Source organism: Chromobacterium sp. W521 (assembly GCF_052805975.1).
This window is the reverse complement of the sequence record NZ_JBRBAF010000013.1, coordinates 11,889-36,478: the sequence shown is the minus strand read 5'-3', so window position 1 is coordinate 36,478 and position 24,590 is coordinate 11,889. Positions and strand designations below refer to the sequence as shown.

The following is a 24,590-nucleotide window of genomic DNA, read 5'->3' as shown; positions in this document are numbered from 1 at the left end:
CAGGGTGTCCCCATGCTGACTTTCAAGAGGCTTGTCTTATTCGCCATGTCGCTATTGATGATGAAAACCGCTGCGGCCGAATCGGTGCCGGCGTCAGCCGCCCGCCTCGGCAGGGTGCTGCTGGCCATGACCAGCCACGACCGTTATCCGGACAGAAACGATGGCACCGGGTTGTGGCTCGCCGAGTTGACGCATGTCTACGATGTGTTGACGGCCGCCGGCTACGCGGTGGATTTTGTCAGCCCCAAGGGCGGCGCCGTGCCGCTGGACCCTCGCAGCCTGGGGTGGCCCCATGCCGACGCCGCGGCGAAAGTCCGTCTGCGCGATCCGGCCTTCATGGCGCGGCTGCAATCGACAAGGGCGGCGGCGGAAATTGATCCGGATGCCTGTCTGGCCATCTTCTACACCGGGGGCCACGGCACGATGTGGGACTTCCGCGACAATCCGGCTCTCAAGCGAGCGGCGGAAAGCATCTACCGTCATGGCGGCATTGTGGCCTCGGTCTGCCATGGCGCGGCCGGGCTGCTGGAGCTTGAGGCGGACGACGGCCGGCCATTGATTGAAGGCCGCCGCGTGACCGGGTTTTCCAATCTCGAAGAAACGCTGTCCGGGGTCAAGGACCAAGTGCCCTATTGGCTGCAGAGCGAGCTGGAGGCCCGAGGCGCGCGCTACGAAAAGTCATGGGTGCCCTTCGGCAGCTTTGTGTTGACCGATGGCCGCATTGTCACCGGCCAGAACCCCGGCTCCAGCAAGGAAGTGGCGCGGGCCTTGCTGGCGGCCTTGCCGGCCGCTCACCCGCGGCAAGCTGAGGGCCTGCCAAGCCTGGGTCAGGACGCGCATGAAAATCGGTGAGCTGGCCAAGCGCGCCGGCATGGCGGCGTCGGCGATCCGCTTCTACGAAGCCAAGGGCTTGCTGAAGATCGCCAGCCGGCAGGCAAACGGCTACCGGGATTACCCGCCGGAGGCGCTGACGCTGCTGACCATCATCAATGATGCCCAGCAGGCCGGTTTCTCGCTGGAGGAAATCAAGCGTCTGCTGCCGGCGGATGTTTCGTCCTGGCGGCATGATGAGCTGATCGGCACGCTCAAGCGCAAGGTGGCGGATATCGAAGCGATTGAGGCGCGCCTGGCGCAAAGCAAGGCGCAGATCCAATCCCTGGTTCAGCTGATCGAGTCCAAGCCGGAAGGCATGGACTGCAAGGTCAATGCCGCCCGGGTGATGGCCGGCCTGGGCCTTGCCGTCGACAAATAGCGTGCGGCCTGGCCGCTGAATCCACGCATCTCATTTCCCACTCAAGATTCCACGAAGCACTATGCAAACCATACTTGGAGCCAATGGCCAGATCGCGGTGGAACTCGCCCGCGAGCTTCACGATAACTATCACAACGATTTGCGGCTGGTCAGCCGCAAGCCGCGTAAAGTCAACGCCAGCGATGCGCTGCTGCCCGCAAACTTGCTGGATGCCGGGCAGACGCGCGAGGCGGTCAGGGGCAGCGAACTGGTCTACTTCACCGCTGGGCTGCCGCCGGACAGCAGGCTGTGGGAGACGCAGTTCCCATTGATGTTGAAAAACGCGCTGGACGCGTGTCGGGCGGAGGGCGCCAAGTTCGCCTATTTCGACAACACTTATATGTATCCGCAGGATGACAGGATACTGACGGAGGAGACGCCTTTCGCGCCGGTGGGCCGCAAAGGCCGGGTCAGGGCGACCATGGCCGCCATGGTCTTGCAGGAGATGGCCCGCGGCGAGATACCCGTGCTGATCGGACGGGCCCCCGAGTTCTACGGGCCGGGTAATACGCAAAGCATCACCAATGCGCTGGTCTTCGCCCCGCTCAAACAGGGCCGCAAGCCGCGCGTGCCGGTGCGCGATGACACAAGAAGAACCCTGATCTGGACGCCGGACGCGAGCCGGGCGCTGGCGGCGCTGGGCAACACGCCGGACGCGTTTGGCCAGACTTGGCACTTGCCCTGCTGCGAAGACCGGCCGACCTACAAGCAATTCGCCGCCATGGCGTGCGAGGCGTTCGGCAGAGAGGCCTCGTACGCCCTGGTCGGCAAATGGATGTTGACCGCCTTGGGTCTGTTTTCCAAGCCGGCGCGGGAAATCCGGGAACTGCTGCCCCGCTATGAAAGCGACAATCTGTTCGATTCCAGCAAATTCAAACGCCGCTTCCCCGATTTCGCGGTGACCCGCTACCAAGACGGCGTCCGTTTGATTCGAGCCGAGTTGGCTTGATGGGTCACGAGGCGGGTTTGGAGGTAGACTAGCCGGCCCAGCAAAATACCAATAGGACATTTCATGAGCTCCCTGGGCTTCAAGCAGGTTGATGTCTTCAGTTCCACGCCCCTCAAGGGCAACCCAGTGGCCGTGGTGTTCGACGCCGACGGGCTCGATGACCGGCAGATGGCGACCTTCGCCAACTGGACCAACCTCAGTGAGACAACTTTCATCCTCCAGCCCCGCGACCCGCGGGCGGACTATCGTCTGCGGATCTTCACCACCCTGAACGAACTGCCGTTTGCCGGTCATCCGACTCTGGGCAGCTGCCACGCCTGGCTGGAGTCCGGAGGTGCGCCCCAGGGGGAGGAGATCATTCAGGAATGCGCGGTGGGGCTGGTGCGGATCCGCCGCCAGGGGCGGCAGTTGGCGTTTCTGGCGCCGCCCTTGCTGCGTTCCGGGCTGGTGGAAGACGAACTGCTGGAGCGGGTGCGCCTGGGCTTGCGCCTGGCGCCCGGGGAGATCGTCGCGGCCCAGTGGGTGGACAACGGCGCGGGCTGGCTGGCGGTGATGCTGGCCAAGCGCCAGCGGGTGCTGGACCTGCAACCGGACTATCCGGCGCTGAGCGGGCTGGCGGTGGGAGTGATCGCACCCTGCGACCCGCGGCACGATGATACCGACGCGCAGTTCGAAGTAAGAGCTTTCATCTCCGGCGACGGCATGCCTGAAGACCCGGCCACTGGCAGCCTGAACGCCGGTATTGCCCAGTGGTTGCTGGGGGCTGGACTGGCTCCGGCGTGCTACCGCGTCAGCCAGGGTCTGAGCATGGGGCGCGCCGGGTGCATTGAAGTGGAGCAGGTGGGCGATGAGGTGTGGATAGGGGGGCATGCCGTGACCTGCATTGAAGGCCGGCTGGCGCTGTAGTTCAAGCCTGCCGGCATTTGTTGCGTTCATCTAAGAACCTGTTCACGATCTGCTACGCGTCGGCGATACGGCGTTGAAAGGGCATCCAAAATGCTCATGTACCGTGTGTACACTCCGCTTTTTCAACCGTTTTTGCCTCGTCTCGCTCTAGCTCGCGAGATCGTGATCAGGTTCTAAGTGATGCAAAGCCTACGGCGCTTCAGCAACGCGGCGTGGAAAACAGCTTTGAAATGCACGTGCCATGTCCTTGTATTCTGCATGCCGATGGATGCGGAAGACATCAAAGAAACCGATGCCTGGCAACCCGGTTGCTAGATGGCATCCTCACTGCACACGAGTTGCATGTTGCTTACGCATCGGCCTTCCGCACGTGGCCGGATAGGCTTGGGTTGGGTAAGTCCGATGGCGGCAGTCGGCCAGTTTGAGACAGTCGCTGTTACCTGCCAGATCGTTGGCCATCACTCGATGGACGGCCTTGTGCCGGCATGCGGCTCAATCGGCATTTGGGCGTTTGGGAGCAGGGATGTGCCGACGTACAGATGCCGTCCGGGTTGCCGCAATCTTGGCTGCACGCTTTGATTGGCAGCACTATGCACGCACAACCGACACTCCCGCTGCTTCGATCTGTTTCATCAATTCCCGGTCGGCGGCCTTCTCGACGACGATGGTTTGTGCGAGCGTGATCTCACCGATGATGAACGGCGACGCCGCATTGAGTTTCGACGACGACGCCAGAACAACCGTCTCCGCCGCGCGCGAAGCGAGCGCGCGCTTGATCGCGGCTTCCTCAAAATCTCCGGTACTCAGGCCCGCCGTGGGGTGAACACCGGTCACGTCCATGAAGTACCAATCCGCATGGATGCGCGAGATACCCTCTATCGCGCCGGCGCCGACGGCGACGATCGAATGCTTGTACAGCCGTCCTCCTATCAGAATGACTTCGACCGAAGGGTGCTCGGCGAGCGCCGTGGCGACGCTTGGGCTATGCGTGACGATCGTCGCCCGCAGATCAGCGGGCAGTGCCTTGACCAACAATGCCGACGTGGTGCCGCCATCAATGATTGCTGTCTGCCCGGGGGCGATCATCGTGGCCGCTTGTCGTGCAATCCTCTGCTTGGCGGCCGATTCAATGTCCCGGCGCAGCTCGAACGGCGCGAGCGCAGGAGAAACGGGCAACGCGCCGCCGTGAACGCGTTGCAATAACCCCTCCGAAGCGAGTTCACGCAAGTCCCGGCGAATCGTGTCTTCCGATACGCCGAACTCCACGCTCAACTCGCCGGCGAGCACTTGGCCATCGCGAGCGAGCGCGTCCAGGATGGCTTTCTTTCTGTGTGACGTTAGCATATATTTGCACGAAATATCTTGATATTGCACGAATGTGCACGATACCATTATCTATATTTAGCTGTCGACTGGAGGCGCCATGGCTGCAACGAAAGACCGGGTTCGCATCGTCGAGTCCACCGTACTCTCCGACAATTGGTACACGCTGAAGAAGGTGACGTTCGATTTTCTGCGCCGAGACGGCACGTGGCAGCGTCAAAGCAGGGAAACATACGATCGCGGCAACGGCGCAACCATCCTGTTGCATTGCCGGCACACGGGAAATGTCGTGCTCACGCGCCAGTTTCGGATGCCCGTGTTCGTCAATGGACACGACGGCATGTTGATCGAGGCGGCCGCGGGCTTGCTCGACAACGCCACACCGGAAGAGCGCATACGCCTAGAGGCGGAAGAGGAGACTGGGTACCGCGTGAGCAATATCCGCAAGGTATTTGAGGCTTACATGAGCCCGGGGTCAGTGACTGAGAAGCTCTATTTCTATCTGGGGGACTACGACGCATCCATGCGCGTAAATGATGGCGGTGGCCTCGAAGACGAGGGTGAGGATCTTGAGGTGCTCGAAATGCCGCTGCGGACCGCTTTACAATTGGTCAAAAGCGGCGAAATCGTCGACGGCAAGACAATCATGCTCTTGCAGCACCTAGCATTAAGCGAAATCACGGAAGGACGCCAAGCATGAACCCGCAACGGATTTTGATTGCGGGTCCATATCGCAGTGGAACCAACGGTGGTCCGGCTCGCTAGCCAGCCGCTCTTGATACGGCCCCCCAACAGGGCTCACGCCTTGGGCGTGAACGCCAGCGCCACCGAGTTGATGCAGTAGCGCTCGCCGCTGGGTTCGGGGCCGTCCGGGAAGACGTGGCCCAGGTGAGCGTCGCATTCCGAACAGCGCACTTCGATGCGGGTCATGCCGTGGGAGTGGTCGACGATGCGGGCGATGCGCGCGCCGGCGGCTTCGGCCCAAAAACTGGGCCAGCCGCAGCCGGGGTCGTACTTGGCGTCGCTATGGAATAGCAAGGTGCCGCAGCAGACGCAGTGGTAGTCGCCGTTCTCTGTGCGGGTATAGTGTTCGCCGCTGAACGGCCGCTCGGTGCCGGCCTGGCGGGTGACGCGGTATTGTTCCGGCGTCAGCTGCCGTTGCCATTCTTGATCGGTTTTTTGCATGGTCATGGTGCGCTCCTGTGCAGTGGGTTAGCCCTATTTTAGGGCGAGTCCTGGTTGCCGGTATATCTGGCGTTAAGGTTTTACCGGGGACAGGGTTGACGAGGGAAGGGTGCGGGCTCTTATCTCAATATTTGACCTGCTAACAAAACCCCTGATGCTGTGTTGGCCTTCTTGTCACCCAACCTGGCCTCAGATTCATTAGTCGTGCCGGCAGCCCGTGGATGACGGATTCGGAGCGGGAGTTTGTAACGATGTGGAGAACGTTGCCTTGATTAATTAATATATTTATTAAAAATAAATAAATACTTCCAAATAGCCTTTCTATTTTCAACATTATCCCGACCCCAGGTTTTTTCCACAGCACTGTGTGCTGCATTTGATACAAAATAAATCATCAGTTGTAAATTTTTGTTGTGTTTGTTCGAAGCGGGCATCAGAGTGGCGGCAGTGCCTGTTGCTGCCGTTCATGCCGTGGGAAAGGCGGGAGGGCCGTCGGGTGAATCGGGAGAGTTTTGATCGCGTGACTGACTCCAAAGGGGACATATGTTGAGGCTTCGAATCAATTTGCTGACGTTGGCGAGCGGCGTGCTCGGACTGCTAGGGCTGGTTTGCTCTGAGGCGGGCGCCGCCGCCGCCACCGGCATCGTGGCGGTCAATAGCGGCCAGTGCTTGAATGTCGGGGGCGGTTCGACCCAGTCCGGGGCCGGCATCATTCAGTGGCCCTGCTCGGCGGGGAGCAATGAGCAATGGACGTTCGTGCCCTTGGCCAACGGTTTCTATCACATCGTCTCGCAGAAATCGCAGATGTGCCTGAATGTGCCGGCTTCCAGTCGCAATCAGGGTGTCCAGCTGATTCAGTGGCCATGCCAAGGCGCTGCGGCGACCAATGACCAGTGGAAAATCCAGCCGGTGGATGTCGGCGCTTACCATATCGTGTCCGCATCCAGCGGCCAGTGCGTGAACATCTTTTCCGGCGTCGCGACTCAGGGAACCAAAGTGGTGCAATGGCCCTGCCAGGGCAAGGCGCAGGTGAACGACCAGTTCATGTTCGATTACCCTGGTTCCAAAAGCACGGCTCTTCCCTCCGCCTGGAGCGGAGTGATTCCCTTGCCGGTAACTCCCGTGGGCGTCGCCAATCTGCCGGACAACAAGCTGATGATGTGGTCCGCGGATTTCCCCGACGCTTTCAGCGGAGACAGCGGCAATGGCAACAGCAAGACCTATACCGCGCTGTTCGACGCGGCGAAAAACGCGCCGCTCCCGCTGACGGTGGTCACCACCGGCTCGAATTTGTTCTGCCCGGGCACGTCGATGCTGTCCAACGGCAATCTGTTGATCAACGGCGGCTCCAGCAGCCCTAAAACACAGATATACGATTGGGCTGCCAAGCGTTGGAGCGCCAGCGGCAATATGAATATCCCGCGGGGCTATGAGGCCAATACCGTGCTGTCGGATGGACGGGTACTGACTTTGGGCGGTTCCTGGAGCGGCGGCTACAACAGCAAGAGCCGGCCCAATCGTACCGGAGAGGTGTGGGAAGGCGGCCATTGGAAAGTTCTTGCCGGCGTGCCTGAAAATAATGTGATCGGCCCCGATCCGCAGGACACCAATGGCAGCGTGTACCGCGGCGATAATCATTTGTGGCTGTTCGCCAGCAGTGGCGGGATGGTATTTCATGCCGGACCCAGCGCGCAGATGAACTGGATTGGCACCAGCGGTTCCGGCAGCATCGTCTCGGCGGGAACGCGCGGCAACGACCCCTACAGCATCAACGGCAATGCGGTGATGGTGGACGCCGGCCAGATCCTGAAGCTGGGCGGCGCGCCGGCTTATCAGCAGAACACAGGCACGACTTACGCGAGCAACTCGGCTTATCTGATCGATATCCGCGGCGGCCCCAAGGCTCCGGTGAAGGTCAAGCCGCTGCCGGGGATGAGCTATCGCCGCGCATTCGCCAATTCGGTGGTTTTGCCGGATGGCGATGTGGTGGTGGTGGGCGGGCAGACGATACCGCAGCCGTTCACGGACTCCTACGCGGTGTTGACGCCTGAGTTATGGAGCGCGGCGAAGCAGACATTTTCGCCCTTGAAACCGATGCAGGTGCCGCGCACCTACCATAGCACGGCGATCTTGCTGCAGGATGGGCGCGTGTTTGTCGGAGGCGGCGGCTTGTGCGGTGCGAATTGCCCGCAAAACCACTTGAACGCGGAAATATTGACGCCTCCGTATCTGCTGAACGCAGACGGCAGCCTGGCTGCCGGGCCGGTGATCAGCGCCGCGCCAGCTCAGGCGAGGCCGGGGAGCGTGATCGAAGTCAAAACGCAGCAGGCGGCGAGCCATTTTTCCTTGGTGCGCTTGTCCGCGGTAACTCACTCTGTCAACAATGATCAGCGCCGAATTGCGCTGTCGGTGTCGAAGCTTGCGCCGACTGGGGGGGAAACAAGTTATTCCCTGCAAATTCCGGCGGATAGCGGCGTGGTTTTGCCGGGCAACTACATGTTGTTTGCCATGAGCCCGCAGGGGGTGCCCAGTGTGGCCCGGATCATCACCATCAATTAAACAGCGCTTGGGAGGGCTCGCCTGCGCGCTTGCCCTGTTGGGGATCCCGTGCGCGGCCGGCGGCGAGGAGGCGCCGGCCGGCGGCCGGCTGTTCTACGGTCAGGTCGCTTTGATCGGCCAGCTCTATGTCCATAACCGTCCCTTGGGCGCCGAGTACGTGCGTTGCGCCAACTGTCACCGCCTACAGGATCAGGCGCGGGCGGAAGGCCGCTTCGCTCCTGATTTGGGCGCGAAATTTTTGACGGAGCCCAGCGCCAGGCGCGGAGGACCGGAGCGGGCTTATACCGAGCAGAGTTTTTGCGAGATGTTGCGAACCGGAAAAGACCCGACCGCGATCTTGATCAGCACGGATATGCCGCGCTACAGCTTGAGCGCGGCGGAGTGCCGGGCTTTATGGCTTTTTTTGCAGGAGCATTAGCATGCAGCGGAAAGATGTCGAGCCGCTGGATCAAGGGCGGAGGCGGTTTGCGATGGGTTTGGCGGGGCTGGCGCCCTTATGGCTGGCGGGGCCGGCCGCGTTTGCCGACGCCGTGTCGCCGAGGGACCTGGCCTTGGCGCATGGGGAGATTTCCCCGCCGTTGCCGCTGCCGGATTTCCTGCTGAGGGACAGCGATGGTCAGCGACGTTCGTTTTACGCTTTATTGCAGCGTCGCTTGACGGCTATCCAGCTGATTTTTACCCGCTGTTCCAATGTTTGCCCGATTCAGGGCGCGACATTCAGGCAGGTGCAGGATTTGATCCCGGAGTCAAAGCGCGCGAGGACGCAGCTATTGTCGCTAAGTCTTGACCCATTGAACGATACGCCCGAGCAGCTGCGGCGATGGCTGGCGCCGTTTCGTCCCAAGCCAGGCTGGCGGGCAGCCAGCCCCGATCTGGCCTCCCTGGACTTGGTGCTGGCTACGTTCAATCAGCGCCGGACGGATTTGGGCGCGCACCATACGGAAGTCTTGCTGGTGGATGCCAAGCACCGGCTGGCGTGGCGATCGACGGAGCTGCCGTCTGCGGAAACCATCGCGCGCACCCTGTCGGCCTTGGCTTAGCTTGTCGCTGGCCGCGGCGGCTTGTGCCGGCCGCGGCCGGTTTTGCTATTGGATTTCGTCCAGCGCGGCGGGCAAGTGGGATTCGTCGGCCCATTGTTCGACCTGCCAGCGGCCGTCGCAATAGCTCAGCCAGTTCAGCGCCGCGTTGGGGATGGGGAAATCGCGGGCTTCGGACATCGGTTTGCCGGTGGCCAGTCGGTACATCATTTCCAGCACGCCGCCATGAGTGACCACCAGCAGGGTTTGGCCCAGATGGCTGCGGGCGATGCTGGTGAAGCCATCGCGGATGCGTCGCATGAAGACATTGAGGCTTTCCCCGCCCTTGAGGTCGTAGTCCGGATCGCGGGATTTCAGTTGCAGATAGTCGTCGCGTATGGTTTGCTCCGCCTCGGCGTAGGTCAGGCCTTGGAACACGCCCATGTGGCGCTCGCGCAATTCGGCGCTGTAGGTGGGGGTCAGGCTTAACCGCGCTTGCAACGGCGCGGCGGTTTGGCGGGTGCGGGTCAGGTCGCTGACGTAGAGCGCGTCAAAGGCGTAGCGCCCCGGCCATAGCGCGCGGCTGAGGCTTGCCGCCTGCTCCTGGCCAGTGGGGTTGAGGGGGATGTCGGTATGGCCTTGCAATCGATATTCGCGGTTCCAGTCGGTTTCGCCATGGCGGACGACGCAAAAACGGGTGGTGTGCTGCATTCCTGTCTTTCTGATTTTTAACTGCCGAAAATGCGGCGGGGCGGTCTTACAAAATGCCCACGCCGGAGATGTCGCGCGCCAGGTTGGCGGCGTAGTTGTCGGTCATGCCGCCGACGAAATCCAATACTTTCATATAGGCCTGATACAGGCTGTCGTCACTGCGGATATGCTGTTCCAGCAGGCCCATGGCTAGGTGTTCTCGCGGGCTCAGGCACTCGGCGCCCTTGTTGACGTAGGCGTGAGCGGCGGGGATCAGCGCGTCCAGAATGCCCGCCATGCACGGGTAGGAGGCCAGTTCGGTCACCAGTTTGGTTCGGTGGCGGTAGACGCGGGTGCTGGCCAGTTCCTTGGCGTGGATCAAAGCGTCCTGTACCTGGGCGCCGCACAGATTGATCAGGTCCTTGGCCGGGAATTCGCCGCGTAGCAGGCCGTCGTGGTGCAGCATGAATTTCTCCGCCACTTCGCTGACGCAGCGGCCGATGGCGATGCCGCGCAAGGTGCCGCATTTCTGCCGCACGTCTTGCATGTCCCAGATGCGTTCGTATTCGGTAAAGCCGGAAAACAGGGTTTCGAACTCCTTGAAGTCAAGGATGCCGATCTCCACCGCGTCTTCCAGGTCCAGAATCGCGTAGCAGATGTCGTCGGCGGCTTCCATCAGGTAGGACAGCGGGTGGCGGCTCCATTGCTGGATGCCCTTGGGCAGCAGGCCCAACTCCGCGGCCACGCGCTGGAAATAGGGCAGCTCGGTGCGGTAGATGTTGAATTTGTCGCGGGCCTGGGCGGCTTCGGCATCCGAGGTCCACGGGTATTTGATCAAGGCGCCCAAGGCGGCGGCGGTGAGGCGCATGCCGCCTTCGCCGGTGTACATTTCCAGCGTGGCCAGCATGCGCAGGCCATGGGCGTTGCCTTCGTAGGTCTGCACATCGCGGATTTCCTCGGGCGCCAGGCCGTGCAGCCAGTGCGCGTTGCGTTCGGCGCGAAACCAGTCGCGCAGCGCGTATTCGCCGGTGTGGCCGAAGGGCGGATTGCCGATGTCGTGGGCCAGGCAGGCCACTTGCACCACGGCGCCGATGTCGTGTGGAGTGTAGTTGTCCGGCAGCAGATGAGCGTGCTGCATCATCATGCCGACGCGGTTGCCCAGGCTGCGGCCGACGCTGGCCACCTCCACGCTGTGGGTGAGCCGGTTGTGGGTATGGTCGTGGCGCGCCAGCGGGTGCACTTGGGTCTTGCGTCCCAGCCGGCGGAAGGCGCTGGAAAACACCACGCGGTCGTGGTCGATGTGGAAGTCCGTGCGCAAGCCCGGGCTGCCTTCTTCGGTGGCCGGGGTGCGGGTTTCCTTGACGTGGCCCTGAATGACCTTGAAGCGTTTGGTGGAGAGGAGTCGTTCCCAATTCATGCGTGCGGAGGAGGTCATGGCATAGCCCGTGGTGCTGTTGTCTTGATGATATGGGCGCGGCGGGCAAAACAAAAGAGCCAGCGCGGGGCTGGCTCTTGGAATGGGGTCGCGGGTTTAGCGCTTGCCGGTCTGATTGCCGACCACGCCGCCCACAGCCGCGCCGCCGACGGTGCCGATGGCGTCGCCGCCGGTGAGCACGGAGCCGAGCACGGCGCCGGCGGCCGCGCCGATGGCGGTGTTTTGCTGGCGCTTGGACATGTTGGCGCAACCGGACAGCAGGCTCACGGCGAGCAGGCTGGCGGCAATGACTTTAACGGCGGGTTTGCTGGTAATCGAGGTCATCGAAGTCTCCAAAAACATGAAGTAGGTCTTGTGTAGTCTGAGACGCTTTGAATGCTATCTGGTTCCTATTTTTACGCGCCTTTTCGTAACCATACGTACAGCATTCTATATGCTGGATTGATGATATCCAGTACGCGGAGCGTCATTAAGTAAACTAATTTGTTTACTTATTATGGGGGCAGGATTAGTATGGGTCATCGTTCCGTTGGTATGCGTCATGAATGTTTCCCATCCAAAATTAATTCTGCTAACCGTCTGTCTGGTGGCGCTGATGAGCACGGCCGGGGTAGCCATGCCTTATCCCATCCTGGCGCCCATCTTCGTGAACTCCGCGCCGGATGCGTTCAACCACTTCCTGGGGCTGCCGCCCAAGCTGCTGCTGGGCCTGGCCTTGGCCGCCAACCCGCTGGGTATTTTGCTGGGCAGCACCTTGATTGGAGCGTTGTCGGACCGGCTGGGGCGGCGGCGGGTGTTGACAGGCACCTTGTTGCTCACCTTCGCCGGCTATCTGTTGACGGCGTACGCTTTATGGAGCCGCTGGTATCTGCTGTTCGTGCTGGCGCGTTTTGTCACCGGCCTGACCGAGGGCAATGTGGCGGTGGCGCGCGCCATCGTCGCGGATCTGCATCCGCAGCTGGATCGCACGCGCTCCTTCGCCATTCTCAATGCGGTGCTGTATACCGGCTGGCTGGTGGGGCCGCTGATCGGCGGGTTGACCTTGCCATTGGGAGAGGCGGTGCCTTTCCTGCTGGCCGCCGGCGCCATCTTGCTGTGCTTGGCGGTGCTGCTGGTCTTCCTGCCGGAAACCGGCGAGCGCATGCATCAGGATCAGACCTTGCTGCAGGTGATGCGCGGCCAGCACTCCTTCCGGCTGTTGTCGGCGGACCCCTTGTTGGCCCGGTTGTTCTGGATGCAACTGGCGTTTGCTATCGGGGTCAACGCTTTTTACGAGTTCTACCCTTTGTGGCTGGTGGAGTACGCGCGGCTGGACAGCCGCGGCATCGCGGTGGTGACGGCGTTGATGTGCGTGTTGATGACATCGGCCAGCGTTTTGCTGGGCAAGCTTGGGCATAAGCGGGTGCCGCTGGAACTGGCGCGGATCAATGCGGCCTGGGTGGCTCTGGGCCTGCTGGGGCTGAGCCTGCTGGCGGATTTGCCCTGGCCGGGCATAGGCTTGATCGTGTTGTTGGGCGTGCCGCTGGCGATTTACAACGCCATTCTGCCCAGTTGGTGTTCGGAGCGTTTCGCCAGCCTGGGGCAGGGCAGCGTGATGGGTTTGTTGACCACGATCTTCTGCGTGGCCAATGTGTTGGTGGCTTTGCTGGGCAGCGTGTTGACCATTCTGGACACCCGGCTGGTGCTGGTCCTGGGCGCTTTGACGTGCGGCCTGGCCGCCGTCTGGCTGCAAGGGGTGATCCGCGAAGCGGAGGACGTCTGATGGCGGCGGCGATGAATAGCGCGGATCGGTTGCTGTATCTGCTGAAAACGCGGGGGCCCTTGACGGCGCAGGCGCTGGCGGCGGAGTTGGGCCTGACCAGCATGGGCGCGCGCAAGCATTTGCTGGTTCTGGAGGAAAAAGGGCTGGCGAGGATGGAAACCTTGGCCCAGGGCGTTGGCCGGCCGGCTCAGCTCTGGAGTTTGACCGAACGCGGCCATGGCCGTTTTCCGGATCGGCACGCGGATTTGACGCTGCAGTTGTTGGCGCAAGTGCGAGAGCTGTTTGGCGAGGCTGGCCTGGAGAGTTTGATTCAACGGCGAGAAGCACAGTCGGAGGAGGAGTACCGGCAGGCTATGTCCGGCGCCGACGCGCTGGCGGACCGGGTGGCCGCGCTGGCGCGAATACGCAGCCAGGAAGGTTATATGGCGGAGGCGCGTCAAGACGGAGACGGTTGGCTGTTGCTGGAAAATCATTGCCCGATCTGCGCGGCGGCGCGTCAATGCCAAGGCTTGTGCCGATCCGAGCTGGCGTTGTTTGCGCGGGTGTTGGGGCCGAGGGCGGAGGTGCGGCGGCTGGAGCACGCGCTGGCCGAGGGCGGGCGGCGCTGCGTATATCGTATCGTGCCCTTGACGGAGTGAGACGACGCGGCGCTTGCTTTTTGAATTCATGGACTTGCGTGAGCTGATTGTATTTCGCAATCCGGATTTACCGGGATGGTTTTATCAGGTACATTCCGGCGTTTTTCCACGTGGTTGGCGCTTGCTCCGACGCTGGGCAGCGCCTCCTTGGTTGTTGTTCTCCGTTCTGCGGCAAGGCCCTTGCTCAGGACAGTCATGCATTTCACCATTTTCGACACGCCCGTGATCCGGCCTTTGTTCCGCTGCTTGTCCATCGTCATGCTCAAACTGAGCGGCTGGAAGCTGCGAGGGGAGTTTCCCAAGCTGGATAAATACGTGCTGATCGGCGCGCCGCATACCAGCAACTGGGATTTTCCGTTGACGCTGGCGGTGTGTTTCGCCGCGCGGGCCAAGATTTACTGGATGGGCAAGCACACACTGTTTGCCGGGCCGATCGGGCCGGTGATGCGTTGGTTGGGCGGTATTCCGGTCAAACGGCATCAGAATAATTCGCTGGTGCAACAAATGGTGGAGGTGTACCGGCGTTCGGACCGGCTAGTGGTGGCGATTCCGCCGGAGGGCACGCGCAAGGCGGTGTCCGAATGGAAGACGGGCTTTTATCACATTGCCTGTGGCGCGGAGGTGCCGGTGGCTTTGGCGTATCTGGACTACAGTCGCAAGGAAGCCGGTTTCGGTCCCATCTTCACGCCCAGCGGCGATATCGACGCCGATATGCCTCGCATTCGCGCCTTTTACCGCGACAAGGTGGGTAAGCGTCCGAATCAAGGCTAAGTCAGCCCTCTCCACGCCTCTCGCTGACGCGCAGCAGACATTTAACAAGTTCTCAGGGGGCCGCGGCCTGGGCGGCGGCACTCACCGGCAGGAACTGCAGGAAAGGGCCGGCGATCAGGGATTGACCGAAGTCGATGGCGCTGCGGCGCAGTTTCTCGTCCGACAATTCCGCCAGCAGGTCCAGCCTGGCCATCATCTTGCCGAATTCCCGCTCGAAGGACAGATTGCGCACGTTGCCGATCTCGTTGGACAGCAAGGCCGGCGCGCCGCTGATCTGGCGGTTGTTCAGCATCCAGGCCGCTACTTCCAGATTGTGCGAGGCGTTGGCCAGTTGCTGCGCGTCCAGTCCGTGCACCAGAAACAGCTCGGTGCGGCCGCCGTAGGCGTCCACCAGCATCGAGCCCATGCCGTAGATCAGCGCGCCTGCGCGGTCGCCGCCAAAACCCGGGTCGAAAGCCGCGCTCATCGCCGCGATGGAGCGCTGCCCGGCCAAGGCCGGCAGCGGGGCGTTATTGCGGATTGCGCCCATGACTTGTCGCATTGCGGCCGGGTAGTCCGCCGCGCCGGTCTTGCGCCATTCCTTGGGATTGCGTTTGTACAGTTTTTCCAGCAGGGTTTGCAAGCTGGCCAGATTGTCGCGCATGGCCAGATTGGCCGTGCGGTTGGCGCTGCTCTGTCCCAGCTCGTTGCCGCGGAAGTCGTCGCCGGCGACGGGTTTTTGCACTGGAGTGTAAGCGCAGGCGCTCAGAAGTAAAGCGGCGAGCGGCAGCAAGGGCCTGAGCGACATGGAAAAGGAGCTCCAGAAGTGGAATGCCCGTTGGTGTACCATGCCCGCGCCGTGCTTGGCAATGCGCGGCGCGTATCCGCTTACGGTGTTTTGCCGGCGAACAGCGCCTTCCAGCCGTCCAGGCCCAGCTGTTTCAGCGTTTCGATATTTTTCTCATAGATGGCTTCCGCTTGCGGGAAGGCTTCCACCGCCCGGCCGATGCTGGCTTCGCGCAGCAGGTGCAAGGTCGGATAGGGCGCGCGGTTGGTGAAGTTCTCTATATCGTTGACGCCGGTGCCTTCAAACTGGAACTTGGGGTGGAAACTGGCCACTTGCAGTTCGCCGTCCAGCCCCATGTCTTCCACGATGGCGTCGGCGATGTCGAGAAAGTCGTTGAAATCCAGGAAGCGCTGCAGCGCGCGCGGGTGGATCAGCAAGGTGGTGTCGATTTCGTCCGGGCTGCTGTCGGCCAGCAGACGCAGTTCGGAGGCGAGCTCTTGCGCCAACTGATCCGGCTGGGCGGCGTCGCTGACCACGTAGCGCACCTGGTTTTTCACGTAGACGCTCTTGGCGAACGGGCACAGATTGAGTCCGATCACCGCTTTTTCCAGCCAGTCACGGGTGGCGGCGATGATGTGTTCGTGATCGTCGGAGGCGGGCATGGGATTCCTTGCGTTGAAGCGTGAATGCAAAAAACCCGGCACGAGGCCGGGTTTTCATCAAGCTGACTAATCGCGTGGATTAGATGGGCTGGATGTTGGAGGCTTGTTTGCCTTTCGGGCCGTCTACGACGTCAAAGCTAACGCGCTGGTTTTCAGCCAGGGTGCGGAAGCCTTTGGCATTGATCTGGGAGAAGTGAGCGAACACGTCGTCGCCGCCTTCATCCGGGGTGATAAAGCCAAAACCTTTGGAGTCGTTGAACCACTTAACGGTACCGGTTGCCATTTTGTTAATTCCTCAAAACGAGCAGTTGAAATAAAAGGCACGAAGTTCAAGGGAAATGGCGACTGAGGTACGGACTTAATGCCACTACGACAACAACACATCCACAACTTGAGCATCCTGCGGCAGGAATAGTGCCTATAGTTCCGGGACATGGCAAGCGTTTTCTGCATGGCCGAAAGGGTTTTTATCCTGTTTTTTCAGGATACCCTGGTATTTCTGCCGGTTTTTAATGGTTTGGAGTCAGGCTCCGAAGCAACCGGCTTGCTCCGCGCGGTCCAATTCCGCGCGCAACCAGTCCGCCGCCAGCGGACAGCCGTCCTCCACTTTGCCCACCGCCATGCTTAGCACTTGTTGCTTGCTGACCCCGTTTTCACGCCAACTCTGGCCACCGGATTGCAGATTGAGCAAGATGGGCATCAAACGGTCTATCGCGCGGGCGAAGCGCGCTTCAGGGGTTTTGCGAGCCTCGAACTCTTGCCACAAGGCCAGTAAGTCCGTTGCGATGGGCTGGGGCAATAGGCCCAGGATGCGGCGCATCGCGGCCAGTTCTTCCGCTTCGCGTTCCGCGGCGCCGTCCGCGGCGTAGACGAGGGTGTCTCCGGTGTCGATCTCGCCCAAGTCGTGAATCAACAACATGCGCACGACTTTGTCGATGTCCACCGGCTCTGCGGCGAAGTCGCGCAGATTGAGAGCGAAGAGGGCGATCTGCCAGCTGTGTTCCGCCGAATTCTCGTAGCGGTCCACATATGCGGCCTTGGTTTTGCGCAGCACCGTTTTGAGTTTGTCCACTTCAATAATGAAAGCGATGTGCTGTTGCAGCGTTTGCAGTTGGTTTTGCATGGGAATATTAAGGCGGGTAGGCGGGCGATGCGCCGAGGGCGCAAATTATGCGCGGCGCGTGATGGTTTGGAAAGGGCGCTGTCGCACGCTTTGCCACATGCTGCATATACTGAATGAAGGGTCATTGAAAATGGGAGAGGGCATGGGCAAGCAGGAGCTGAAGCTGGAGATCGTGGAGCCGGAGGCGTTCCACGATTTCATGGAGGTGATGAGCGATTACGCGCCGCAGGTTGAGCATCTGGTTTGCCAACTGGGTTTTGGCGATACCGACGCCGCGCAGATCGATCAGCTGTTTCGCTTGCTGCATAGCATCAAGGGCGACGCCAGCATGTGCCAGGTGCGCTTTGTGGTGCCTTTCGTCCATTCGCTGGAAAGCCTGCTGGAGAGGCTGCGCAGCGGCGAGGTGAGCTATGAGGATTCGATCGGCGATGTGATGCTGTTGGTGATGGACCGTTTGGGCCTGGCGCTTGAGGCCCTGGAAAACCACGAATTGCTGGATGATTTGCAGTTGCCCCTGCTGATGCGGGCGCTGAATCAGGTGGCGGAATGCCCGGTTGGCGAGCTGTTGCAGCGTTGTCAGCAACTGGTGGAACAGATCACCGGAATTCCCTTGCATGTGATTGAATCGGATGTGCCGACGGATGCCGCCGCGCAGCTCAGCCAGGGCGATTTGGCGTTTTTCCGGATATTGGCCCTGCAGTTTGAACATCGCTTGCCGCAGTTCCAAGGCCGTACCGAGCGCAATCTGGAACTGGCGCTGGAGACTAGTCGCCAGGCGCCGGGGCTGGTGGACGACAGGCAGCTGGAGGCGGCGGTGTATATGCACGATATCGGCATGATGCTGCTGCCTGAGTCGTTCTGGTTGAAAGTGGGGCGGATGAGCGAGTCCGAGCGCCATCAGATGGCGGAACACCCGGGTTGGGCGGCGGGCCTGTTGGAACGGATGCCGGCCTGGGCCGACGCGGCGCGCATGGTGGCCCAGCATCACGAGATGCCGGACGGCAGGGGCTATCCGCATGGCCTGCACGGTGATGAGATTTGCAGCGGCGCGCTTATTCTGGCTCTGGTTGATGCCTTCGAGGCGGTGACTTTGAAGCACTCGCATCGCGGTTTGCGGCATTCGATGATGCGCGCCATCGCGGAGATCAACGCCTCGGAGCGTCAGTTCGATCCCTTTTGGCTGGCGCGTTTCAATCAGGTGATCCGCGTGCGGCTGGCGGCTTGCGCCAGACGGCCGCCGGGAGATTAGCCGGTGTCAGACGCCGTGTTGTTTGAACCATTGCAGCATGCGGCGCCAGCCGTCGTTGGCGGCGGCCGCGTTGTAAGTTGGACGGTAGTCGGCGTTGAAACCGTGGTCGGCTTCAGGGTAAACCACGATTTCAGAGGGTTTGCCGGCGGCGCGCAGCGCGGCCTTCATCTTGTCCACCGACTCCAGAGGAATACCCTTGTCCAGCCCGCCGTAAAGCCCGAGCACCGGCGCATGCAACTGCGCAACGATGTCCAGCGGCTGGCGCGGTATATTCGTTCCGGCCTCTCCTTGCAGCCGTCCGTACCAGGCGGCGCCAGCTTTGAGCGCGGGATTATGCGCAGCGTACAGCCATACCTGGCGTCCGCCCCAGCAAAAGCCGGTGATGGCCGCGCGTTTGACGTCGCCGCCGTGGCCGCTTGCCCAGGTCAGGGTGGCGTCCAGATCCGCCATCACCTGGTTGTCCGGCACCTTGCTGACCAGGCCGCTGACCAACTCGCTGATGCTGGCCACCTTGCTGGGGTCGCCCTGGCGGAAATAGAGCTCAGGGGCCACGGCCAGGTAGCCGGATTTGGCCAGTCGTCGGCACAAGTCGCGGATGTGTTCGTGCACGCCGAAGATTTCCTGCACCACCAGCACCACCGGCAGAGGCCCGCCGGCCGTGGAGGGCTTTGCCATGTAGCCTGGCATGATGGCCGGCCCCGTCGGGATTTCCACCGCCCCGGCGTTGAGGCCGTCGCCATCGGTGAGAATTGCGCTGGCGGCTATGGGCTGCACTGCCAGCGCGAAGCCCACGCCCACCGCGCTGTTCAGAAAGTCCCGGCGCGAGGCGTCGATATATCGATTGCTTGTCATAAGGGCATTCTCCAACGAGGTGATTGGATTGGGTTAATCAGATTAATGCCGCTGACATCGTCTGGCAAGCCGGTGCGCGCGCCGGTTTGCGGGGGCTTCCTTAGGACGAGGGAATGCGGCATTATTCACAGCCATTGAAGCATGACTTAACGAAACGTATATAGATTATGTCGGACTCCTCCAAAGTGAAGCTGCCCACCAGCTTCTTGCGCATTGGCCAGCAACTGCCGGTTGACGTGTATGCCAAGAACGGCTTGCTGCTGCTGAAAAAAGGCCATTACGTGCTGACGCCCGAGCAGCGCGAGCGGCTGGTGACGCTGGCGCACGGCGACAGCGAGGAGGTGGCGGCGCGCTTGGAGCGCGAGCAGCTGGAGCGCGCGGCGCAGCGCGAGAAGGAAGCCGCGGCGCAAGTGCAGCCCAATCCCATCATGGAGCTGGGTTTCCTGACTCGTCGCGCCGAGGGCCTGCTTTTGCATGGCCTGGCGGTGCCGGGCCTGGCCGGTAGGCTGGCGGACATGGCGGACGCGTTGATCCGGTTGGCTTGCAAACAGCCGGACGGGGTGCTCGCCAGCGTGCTGCTGACGCCCTACCGCGACATCGGCAGCGCCCATAGCGTGCACGTAGCAGCGATCATGGCGGTGCTGGGACGGCGCCTGGGCATGGAGGAGGCGCGTTTGCGCGCGGTGGTGGGCGCGGCTTTGAGCATGAATTTGGCGATTACCGGCTTGTTGAATCAACTATCGCGGCAGCAAACGCCCCCGGATGCCGCCCAGCGCGATGAACTCTATGCTCATCCCATTGTTGGTTCCGCCATTTTGCGCGAAGCCGGCGTGGTGGACGAACATTGGCATCTACTGGTGCAGACTCATCAGGAACAGCGCGGCGGCGACGGCTACCCGCAGGGGCTGCGCGGCGAGGATATCCATCCGGATGCGGCCTTGCTGCACATGGTGGACGTGTTGTGTTCCTGTATACATCAGCCGCAGCCGGCTCTGCCGGCTTTGGTGATCGGCAGCTTGTATCGCGGCGAGCTGGGCGATTTCGATCCGCAGCACGCCGCCTTGTTGGTCAAGGAGCTGGGCGTGTACCCGCCCGGCAGTTTCGTCAAGCTGGCCAGCAACGAGATCGGCGTGGTGACCCACCGCAGCGACAAGGCCAACGCGCCGCGAGTGGCGGCCTTGCGCAAGCTGGACGGCGCGCCCTACGCCGACGCGTTGCTCCGCGACACCCGGCAGAACGCTTACCGGGTGCTGGAAGCGGCGCCGTTGTCGGCGGCGGTGGTGAAGCCGGCTTATCTGTCCAAGCTGTGGCAGAAGTGAGCGGGTTCAGGGTAGAGCCTCGCCCAGCGGTCGCAGCTGAATGCCGGATACATCCTTGATTTTCCAGATGCGACGGATATGCGCGAGATCGCGTTCGGACTCGTCGCGCAGCCGCGCTTCCGGCAAAAAACTCATTTCCACGTCCACATTGCCCAAATAGACCGCCTCGCCGCGCTTCACTTCAAACGGAGCGGCCAGGCGGAAGCTGCGCATTTTGCGGCTCATGCCCCAAGCGCCGTCCTCCAGCCAGTTGGCCCAGACCTGTTCCACCCGGTACCGGCCCGGCTCCAGCGTGAACAGCATCAATTTGCCCTCCGCCATGGATTTGCCCGGCTCGCCGAATACGGTGTCGGTCAGCAGGCTGGCGCGGTCGACGGCCACGACGCGACCAGCGGCGTTGGCGACATCCAGGCCCAGCGTCGCGCTGTCCGGGTTGGAGGATTTGCCGGTCAGCGACAGAATGGCGTAGCCGCGTTCGGCCGGCGGCTCCAGCGAGCCGTTCAGACGCTCGGCCATGCCGGCGCAGCCGGTGAGCAGCAGAGAGCAGAAGGCGAGAGTGAAGAGTCGAGTCAACATGGTGCGTCCTATCGTCCGCCGGAAGCGGCGGCTTGGCTTGCATTGTCCGCTGTTTGCGCTTGCGGCTTCAAGCCCAGCACCAGCAGGGCGCTGAGCAGCAATGAAGCGCTGAGCCAGAGGTAAGCCAGGGTGTGGCTGCCGGTGGCGGCCTCAATCAAACCCAGCGCATAGGGGCCGATGAAGCCTCCGATATTGCCCACCGAATTGATCAGGCCGATGGCGCCCGCGGCCAGCGTGCCGGTGAGAAAAGTAGTGGGAATGGACCACCACACGCCCATCGGACTGTAGACGCCGATGGCGACGACGGTGACGGAGAGCAGCGCCACGGCGAGATGGTCGCTCAGCGCGCCAATCAGGAAACCGGCTGCGGCGAGCAAGAGCGGCAGCGCCACGTGCCAGCGTTTCTCCGCCCGGCGCGACGAGGAATGACCCAGCCACAGCATGGCGGCCAGCGCCGCCAGCATGGGCACGCCTGAGGCCAGGCCGATGGCCAGCGGCGACCAGCCGGAGGCGTTCTTGATCACCGTGGGCATCCAGAAGCTGAAGCCCCAGAAACCGGTGATCCATAGAAAGTAGATCAGACATAGCCGCAGCACCGCCGGCTGCGCCAGGGCCTGACGCAGCGTGGCCGGCTGTTGTTGACGGGTGGCGGCTTTTTCCGCTTGCAGCGTGTCGATCAAATAGCGCTTTTCCTCCACATTCAGCCAAGCGGCCTTGGCTGGATCGTCCTGCAGCCACAGCAAGACAGCGCCGCCGTAGAGCATGGTGACGCCGCCCTCCAGCAGGAACAGGCTTTGCCAACCTTTCAGGCCGAAGGGCTGAAGGCCCACCAACCAGCCGGCAAGCGGCGCGCCGACGATGGCGGATACCAGCAGGGAGCTCAAGGTGACGGAAATGGCGCGGGCGCGGGTTTCCGCGACGAACCAGCGCGGGATCACCGAGGCGTAGATCACCGGGTAGAAGCTGGCTTCGCACACGCCCAGCATAAAGCGCAGCAGGTAGAACTGCCATTCGTTCTGCACCAGGCTCAGCAATATGCTGACCGCTCCCCAGGAGAACAGGATGCGCGCGATCCAGCGGCTAGGACTCCAGCGCTCAGCCAGAATCGCTCCGGGCACTTCGAACAGCACGTAGCCGGCGAAGAAAATGCCGGCGGCCAGGCCGTATACCTTGGCGTCGAAGCCGAGGTCGGCGTTCATGGTCAGGGCCGCGTAGCTGACGTTGACCCGATCCAGAAAGGCCAGCACGGAGGCGATGAACAGCGGAGCGAGAATGCGCAAATAGGTTTTGCGCAGAACGGAAGTTTTGACGGAATCTGGGCTCATGCGGCGCCCTCGCTTAAGGGGTGGATGCCGTCAAGATGCGCAGAAAGCGCCGCGCAGTCAATCCAGATGCGGTTCGAAGAATTCCAGCAAGCGGGACGGCAGCCAATCCAGCGTGCCAGGGAAAGCGCCGGAGGCGAAGCCCACGTGGCCGCCGTGGAGAGGGAATTCCAGCGTGACGCTGTCGGCCACGTCGGCCTGACGCGGCAGCGCCTGTTCCGGCAGGAAGGGATCGTTGCGCGCGTTCAACACCAGAGTGGGGCGGGCGATCTGACCCAGCCGAGGCTTGGCGCTGGCGCTGCGCCAGTAGTTGAGGGCGGTGCCGAAGCCGTGAATCGGCGCGGTGACCAGGTCGTCGAATTCAATGAAGGTGCGTGCGCGGCGGAGTTTGCCCCCGTCGAACAGGCCGGGGTGGCGCTGTAGCGATTCCAGCGCTTTGGGCTTGAGCGTGCCCATGAACATGCGGGTGTACAGCAGTTTGCCCAAGCCCCTGTCCAGCTGGGTGCTGGCCGCCACCAGATCCAGCGGCGCGGACACCGCCGCCGCCGCGCGCGGCAGCGCCAGCGCGCCTTCGTCCGCCAGGTAGTTGAGCAGCATGCTGCCGCCAAGCGATACCGCGGCGGCGGCCAAGATCGGGAAGCGTTGAGCCAGCCGGCTCAGAATCCAGCGCACTTCGGCACTGTCGCCGGCGTGATAGGCGCGCGGCAGAGGATTGTCCACGCCGCCGCAGCCGCGAAAGTGCGGCACCACGCCATGCCAGCCGCGCCGCTGAACCGCCAGCATGAGCGCGCGCGCGTAGTGGCTGTCGCTGCTGCCTTCCAGTCCGTGAAACAACACGACCAGCGGCGCGCCGGGCCGCCCGGCGACAAAGTCCAGCGCGATACGGGCGCCATCCGGCGTGTCCCACAGCTCGCGGCGGTAGTCGGGGCGCGGGGTCTTGATAGCCAGCGCCGGCCAGATGGTTTGGGCATGGCCGCCGCGCAGCCAGGCGGGAGACTGGTAAGCCATGGCTCAGGCCGGCTTTTTCTGAGCCGATTTGGGGCGGAAGGCTTTGACCACCGCCTCATGGGTTTCGATATAGGGACCGTCCAGCAGGTCGATGCAGTAGGGGACGGCGGCGAAGATGCCGGGAGTGTCCACTTGGCCGTCGGCGCTGCGCAGGCCTTCCAGCGTTTCCTTGATCGCCTTGGGCTGGCCGGGCAGGTTGAGAATCAGCGCTTGCTTGCGGATCACGCCCACCTGGCGGGACAGGATGGCGGTGGGCACGAAGCGCAGGCTGATCTGACGCATCTGCTCGCCGAAGCCGGGCATCTCGCGGTCCGCCACCGCCAGCGTGGCCTCGGGGGTGACGTCGCGGGCGGCCGGGCCGGTGCCGCCGGTGGTCAGCACCAGTTGGCAGCCTTCCTCGTCCACCAGCGTCTTGAGCGCGGCTTCGATTTGCGGCTGCTCGTCCGGGATCAGGCGGGCGACGACGACGAAGGGGCTGGCCAGCGCGGCGGTCAGCCAGTCCTGCAGCGCCGGAATGCCCTTGTCTTCGTACACGCCGTTGCTGGCGCGGTCGGAGATCGAGACCAGGCCTACTTTCAGCATCACTCGTCGTCCTCTTGGTCCTGCTGGTGCAGGCGCGGCTTGCCCGGTTCCGGAATCACGTCCTTGACGGCCTGATAGAGCAGGCGGAAGGACTTGGGCGGTTTATTGTCCTGTTTTTCCTTGCGCGCGTTGCGGATCAGCGTGCGCAGCTGCTGCGGATCCGCGGCGGGGAAGTCGGTGACAAAGCTGGCCAGCATCTTGTCGTCTTCCATCAAGCGCTCGCGCCAGCGTTCCAGCAGGTGCTGCCAGGCGATGTGCTCGGACGATTCGCCTTTGAGAATTTGCAGGTATTGCTGGATCGGCTCCGGGTCCACGTCGCGCATCAGCTTGCCGATGTATTGCAGTTGGCGGCGCAGCGCGCCGTGCGCGGTAAAGCGTTTATAGTCCAGAATAGCGGTGAGGAGGTCTTCCGGCAGCTGCATTTTCTTCAGCGTGTCCTTGGACAGCTCCACCAGTTCGCGGCCCAGGTCTTGCAGCGCATCCATGTCGCGCTTGCGCTGGGATTTGCTGACGTAGCCGTCGTCCGGGCTGTCGTTCTGGTAATGGGTCATCGTTGGCAATTCTCAATCGGTTTTCTCAAGGCTGGTATGATACCGGAAAAGGCCT

The 24,590-nt window shown here is 62.2% G+C and carries 28 protein-coding genes; 13 read left to right on the top strand and 15 right to left on the bottom strand.

Annotated features, from left to right (window positions below):
* The first annotated feature begins 12 nt into the window (after window positions 1–12).
* The 4 genes from ACUXV1_RS19300 (at window position 13) to ACUXV1_RS19285 (ending at window position 3,146) form a co-directional block, all read left to right on the top strand.
* On the top strand, window positions 13–852 hold the full coding sequence (locus ACUXV1_RS19300) for a type 1 glutamine amidotransferase domain-containing protein (RefSeq protein WP_446016246.1): 840 nt from the start codon (window positions 13–15) through the stop codon (window positions 850–852).
* Window positions 839–1,252 carry a MerR family transcriptional regulator gene (locus ACUXV1_RS19295; RefSeq protein WP_446016247.1) on the top strand — a complete coding sequence of 138 codons (414 nt, stop codon included), beginning with the start codon at window positions 839–841 and terminating at the stop codon, window positions 1,250–1,252. The genes ACUXV1_RS19300 and ACUXV1_RS19295 overlap by 14 nt, the downstream gene beginning before the upstream one ends.
* A 61-nt stretch (window positions 1,253–1,313) precedes the next feature.
* Window positions 1,314–2,240, top strand: coding sequence for an NAD-dependent epimerase/dehydratase family protein (locus tag ACUXV1_RS19290; protein ID WP_446016248.1), 927 nt, complete (start codon window positions 1,314–1,316; stop codon window positions 2,238–2,240).
* Between the two features lie 63 nt (window positions 2,241–2,303).
* Window positions 2,304–3,146, top strand: coding sequence for a PhzF family phenazine biosynthesis protein (locus ACUXV1_RS19285; protein WP_446016249.1), 843 nt, complete (start codon window positions 2,304–2,306; stop codon window positions 3,144–3,146).
* Between the two features lie 588 nt (window positions 3,147–3,734).
* On the opposite strand, the gene ACUXV1_RS19280 is transcribed toward ACUXV1_RS19285, so the two are convergent.
* Window positions 3,735–4,520, bottom strand: a complete 786-nt coding sequence (locus ACUXV1_RS19280; RefSeq protein WP_446016250.1) for a DeoR/GlpR family DNA-binding transcription regulator — start codon at window positions 4,518–4,520, stop codon at window positions 3,735–3,737.
* 49 nt (window positions 4,521–4,569) lie between these two features.
* On the opposite strand from ACUXV1_RS19280, the gene ACUXV1_RS19275 reads away from it, so the two are divergent.
* Window positions 4,570–5,169, top strand: a complete 600-nt coding sequence (locus tag ACUXV1_RS19275) for an NUDIX domain-containing protein (protein ID WP_081555666.1) — start codon at window positions 4,570–4,572, stop codon at window positions 5,167–5,169.
* A gap of 98 nt (window positions 5,170–5,267) precedes the next feature.
* Here the strand turns inward: ACUXV1_RS19275 and msrB are convergent, their stop codons facing one another.
* Window positions 5,268–5,660 (bottom strand): peptide-methionine (R)-S-oxide reductase MsrB, encoded by a 393-nt coding sequence (msrB, locus tag ACUXV1_RS19270; RefSeq protein ID WP_019101694.1) that lies wholly within the window; start codon window positions 5,658–5,660, stop codon window positions 5,268–5,270.
* Window positions 5,661–6,197: 537 nt separating this feature from the next.
* On the opposite strand from msrB, the gene ACUXV1_RS19265 reads away from it, so the two are divergent.
* From ACUXV1_RS19265 to ACUXV1_RS19255, 3 genes are read left to right on the top strand one after another with little or no spacing between them, the layout of a single operon-like run.
* Complete coding sequence (locus ACUXV1_RS19265; RefSeq protein WP_446016251.1) at window positions 6,198–8,213, top strand: RICIN domain-containing protein; 2,016 nt, start codon at window positions 6,198–6,200, stop codon at window positions 8,211–8,213.
* A 7-nt stretch (window positions 8,214–8,220) separates the two neighbouring features.
* Window positions 8,221–8,631 carry a hypothetical protein gene (locus ACUXV1_RS19260; protein WP_446016252.1) on the top strand — a complete coding sequence of 137 codons (411 nt, stop codon included), beginning with the start codon at window positions 8,221–8,223 and terminating at the stop codon, window positions 8,629–8,631.
* Between the two features lies 1 nt (window position 8,632).
* Complete coding sequence (locus ACUXV1_RS19255; RefSeq protein ID WP_446016253.1) at window positions 8,633–9,253, top strand: SCO family protein; 621 nt, start codon at window positions 8,633–8,635, stop codon at window positions 9,251–9,253.
* Between the two features lie 45 nt (window positions 9,254–9,298).
* On the opposite strand, the gene ACUXV1_RS19250 is transcribed toward ACUXV1_RS19255, so the two are convergent.
* The 3 genes from ACUXV1_RS19250 to ACUXV1_RS19240 form a co-directional block, all read right to left on the bottom strand.
* Entirely contained in the window at window positions 9,299–9,940 is a 642-nt protein-coding gene (locus tag ACUXV1_RS19250) for a histidine phosphatase family protein (protein ID WP_043637277.1), read from the bottom strand.
* Window positions 9,941–9,986: 46 nt separating this feature from the next.
* A complete protein-coding gene (locus ACUXV1_RS19245) occupies window positions 9,987–11,354 on the bottom strand; it encodes a deoxyguanosinetriphosphate triphosphohydrolase (protein WP_256870389.1) in 1,368 nt (455 codons plus the stop codon).
* Window positions 11,355–11,450: 96 nt separating this feature from the next.
* Window positions 11,451–11,678 carry a glycine zipper 2TM domain-containing protein gene (locus ACUXV1_RS19240; RefSeq protein ID WP_019101688.1) on the bottom strand — a complete coding sequence of 76 codons (228 nt, stop codon included), beginning with the start codon at window positions 11,676–11,678 and terminating at the stop codon, window positions 11,451–11,453.
* A gap of 172 nt (window positions 11,679–11,850) precedes the next feature.
* On the opposite strand from ACUXV1_RS19240, the gene ACUXV1_RS19235 reads away from it, so the two are divergent.
* The 3 genes from ACUXV1_RS19235 to ACUXV1_RS19225 all read left to right on the top strand — a co-directional run bounded on the left by ACUXV1_RS19235 (window position 11,851) and on the right by ACUXV1_RS19225 (window position 14,525).
* Window positions 11,851–13,116 (top strand): MFS transporter, encoded by a 1,266-nt coding sequence (locus tag ACUXV1_RS19235; protein ID WP_446019665.1) that lies wholly within the window; start codon window positions 11,851–11,853, stop codon window positions 13,114–13,116.
* 11 nt (window positions 13,117–13,127) lie between these two features.
* On the top strand, window positions 13,128–13,754 hold the full coding sequence (locus ACUXV1_RS19230) for a helix-turn-helix transcriptional regulator (RefSeq protein WP_446016256.1): 627 nt from the start codon (window positions 13,128–13,130) through the stop codon (window positions 13,752–13,754).
* 195 nt (window positions 13,755–13,949) lie between these two features.
* On the top strand, window positions 13,950–14,525 hold the full coding sequence (locus ACUXV1_RS19225) for a lysophospholipid acyltransferase family protein (protein WP_019101685.1): 576 nt from the start codon (window positions 13,950–13,952) through the stop codon (window positions 14,523–14,525).
* Between the two features lie 52 nt (window positions 14,526–14,577).
* Here ACUXV1_RS19225 and ACUXV1_RS19220 read toward each other — a convergent pair whose 3' ends face one another.
* The 4 genes from ACUXV1_RS19220 to ACUXV1_RS19205 all read right to left on the bottom strand — a co-directional run bounded on the left by ACUXV1_RS19220 (window position 14,578) and on the right by ACUXV1_RS19205 (window position 17,076).
* Complete coding sequence (locus tag ACUXV1_RS19220; protein WP_081576153.1) at window positions 14,578–15,312, bottom strand: hypothetical protein; 735 nt, start codon at window positions 15,310–15,312, stop codon at window positions 14,578–14,580.
* Window positions 15,313–15,392: 80 nt separating this feature from the next.
* Complete coding sequence (locus ACUXV1_RS19215) at window positions 15,393–15,953, bottom strand: DUF1415 domain-containing protein (protein ID WP_019101683.1); 561 nt, start codon at window positions 15,951–15,953, stop codon at window positions 15,393–15,395.
* A 79-nt stretch (window positions 15,954–16,032) separates the two neighbouring features.
* The gene (locus tag ACUXV1_RS19210; protein WP_019101682.1) at window positions 16,033–16,236 is read right to left on the bottom strand and encodes a cold-shock protein; all 204 of its coding nucleotides are present in this window, start codon (window positions 16,234–16,236) and stop codon (window positions 16,033–16,035) included.
* 240 nt (window positions 16,237–16,476) lie between these two features.
* Window positions 16,477–17,076, bottom strand: a complete 600-nt coding sequence (locus ACUXV1_RS19205) for an HD domain-containing protein (RefSeq protein ID WP_043637262.1) — start codon at window positions 17,074–17,076, stop codon at window positions 16,477–16,479.
* 142 nt (window positions 17,077–17,218) lie between these two features.
* Between ACUXV1_RS19205 and ACUXV1_RS19200 the strand changes: the two genes are divergently transcribed.
* The gene (locus tag ACUXV1_RS19200; protein ID WP_446016833.1) at window positions 17,219–18,325 is read left to right on the top strand and encodes an HD domain-containing phosphohydrolase; all 1,107 of its coding nucleotides are present in this window, start codon (window positions 17,219–17,221) and stop codon (window positions 18,323–18,325) included.
* Between the two features lie 6 nt (window positions 18,326–18,331).
* Here ACUXV1_RS19200 and ACUXV1_RS19195 read toward each other — a convergent pair whose 3' ends face one another.
* On the bottom strand, window positions 18,332–19,177 hold the full coding sequence (locus ACUXV1_RS19195) for a dienelactone hydrolase family protein (protein WP_446016258.1): 846 nt from the start codon (window positions 19,175–19,177) through the stop codon (window positions 18,332–18,334).
* Window positions 19,178–19,344: 167 nt separating this feature from the next.
* Here ACUXV1_RS19195 and ACUXV1_RS19190 point away from each other — a divergent pair, with 167 nt between their 5' ends.
* A complete protein-coding gene (locus ACUXV1_RS19190; RefSeq protein ID WP_081555674.1) occupies window positions 19,345–20,496 on the top strand; it encodes an HD-GYP domain-containing protein in 1,152 nt (383 codons plus the stop codon).
* Window positions 20,497–20,502: 6 nt separating this feature from the next.
* On the opposite strand, the gene ACUXV1_RS19185 is transcribed toward ACUXV1_RS19190, so the two are convergent.
* Genes ACUXV1_RS19185 through yjgA form a run of 5 tightly spaced genes read right to left on the bottom strand, consistent with a single transcriptional unit; the run spans window position 20,503 to window position 24,535 of the window.
* Entirely contained in the window at window positions 20,503–21,072 is a 570-nt protein-coding gene (locus ACUXV1_RS19185) for a hypothetical protein (protein WP_446016259.1), read from the bottom strand.
* 8 nt (window positions 21,073–21,080) lie between these two features.
* Window positions 21,081–22,397, bottom strand: a complete 1,317-nt coding sequence (locus tag ACUXV1_RS19180) for an MFS transporter (protein WP_446016260.1) — start codon at window positions 22,395–22,397, stop codon at window positions 21,081–21,083.
* A gap of 57 nt (window positions 22,398–22,454) precedes the next feature.
* A complete protein-coding gene (locus ACUXV1_RS19175; RefSeq protein ID WP_081555677.1) occupies window positions 22,455–23,402 on the bottom strand; it encodes a YheT family hydrolase in 948 nt (315 codons plus the stop codon).
* Between the two features lie 3 nt (window positions 23,403–23,405).
* Window positions 23,406–23,984, bottom strand: a complete 579-nt coding sequence (gene mog, locus ACUXV1_RS19170; RefSeq protein WP_446016261.1) for a molybdopterin adenylyltransferase — start codon at window positions 23,982–23,984, stop codon at window positions 23,406–23,408.
* A complete protein-coding gene (gene yjgA, locus ACUXV1_RS19165; protein ID WP_019101673.1) occupies window positions 23,984–24,535 on the bottom strand; it encodes a ribosome biogenesis factor YjgA in 552 nt (183 codons plus the stop codon). The genes mog and yjgA overlap by 1 nt, the downstream gene beginning before the upstream one ends.
* Window positions 24,536–24,590: the final 55 nt, after the last annotated feature.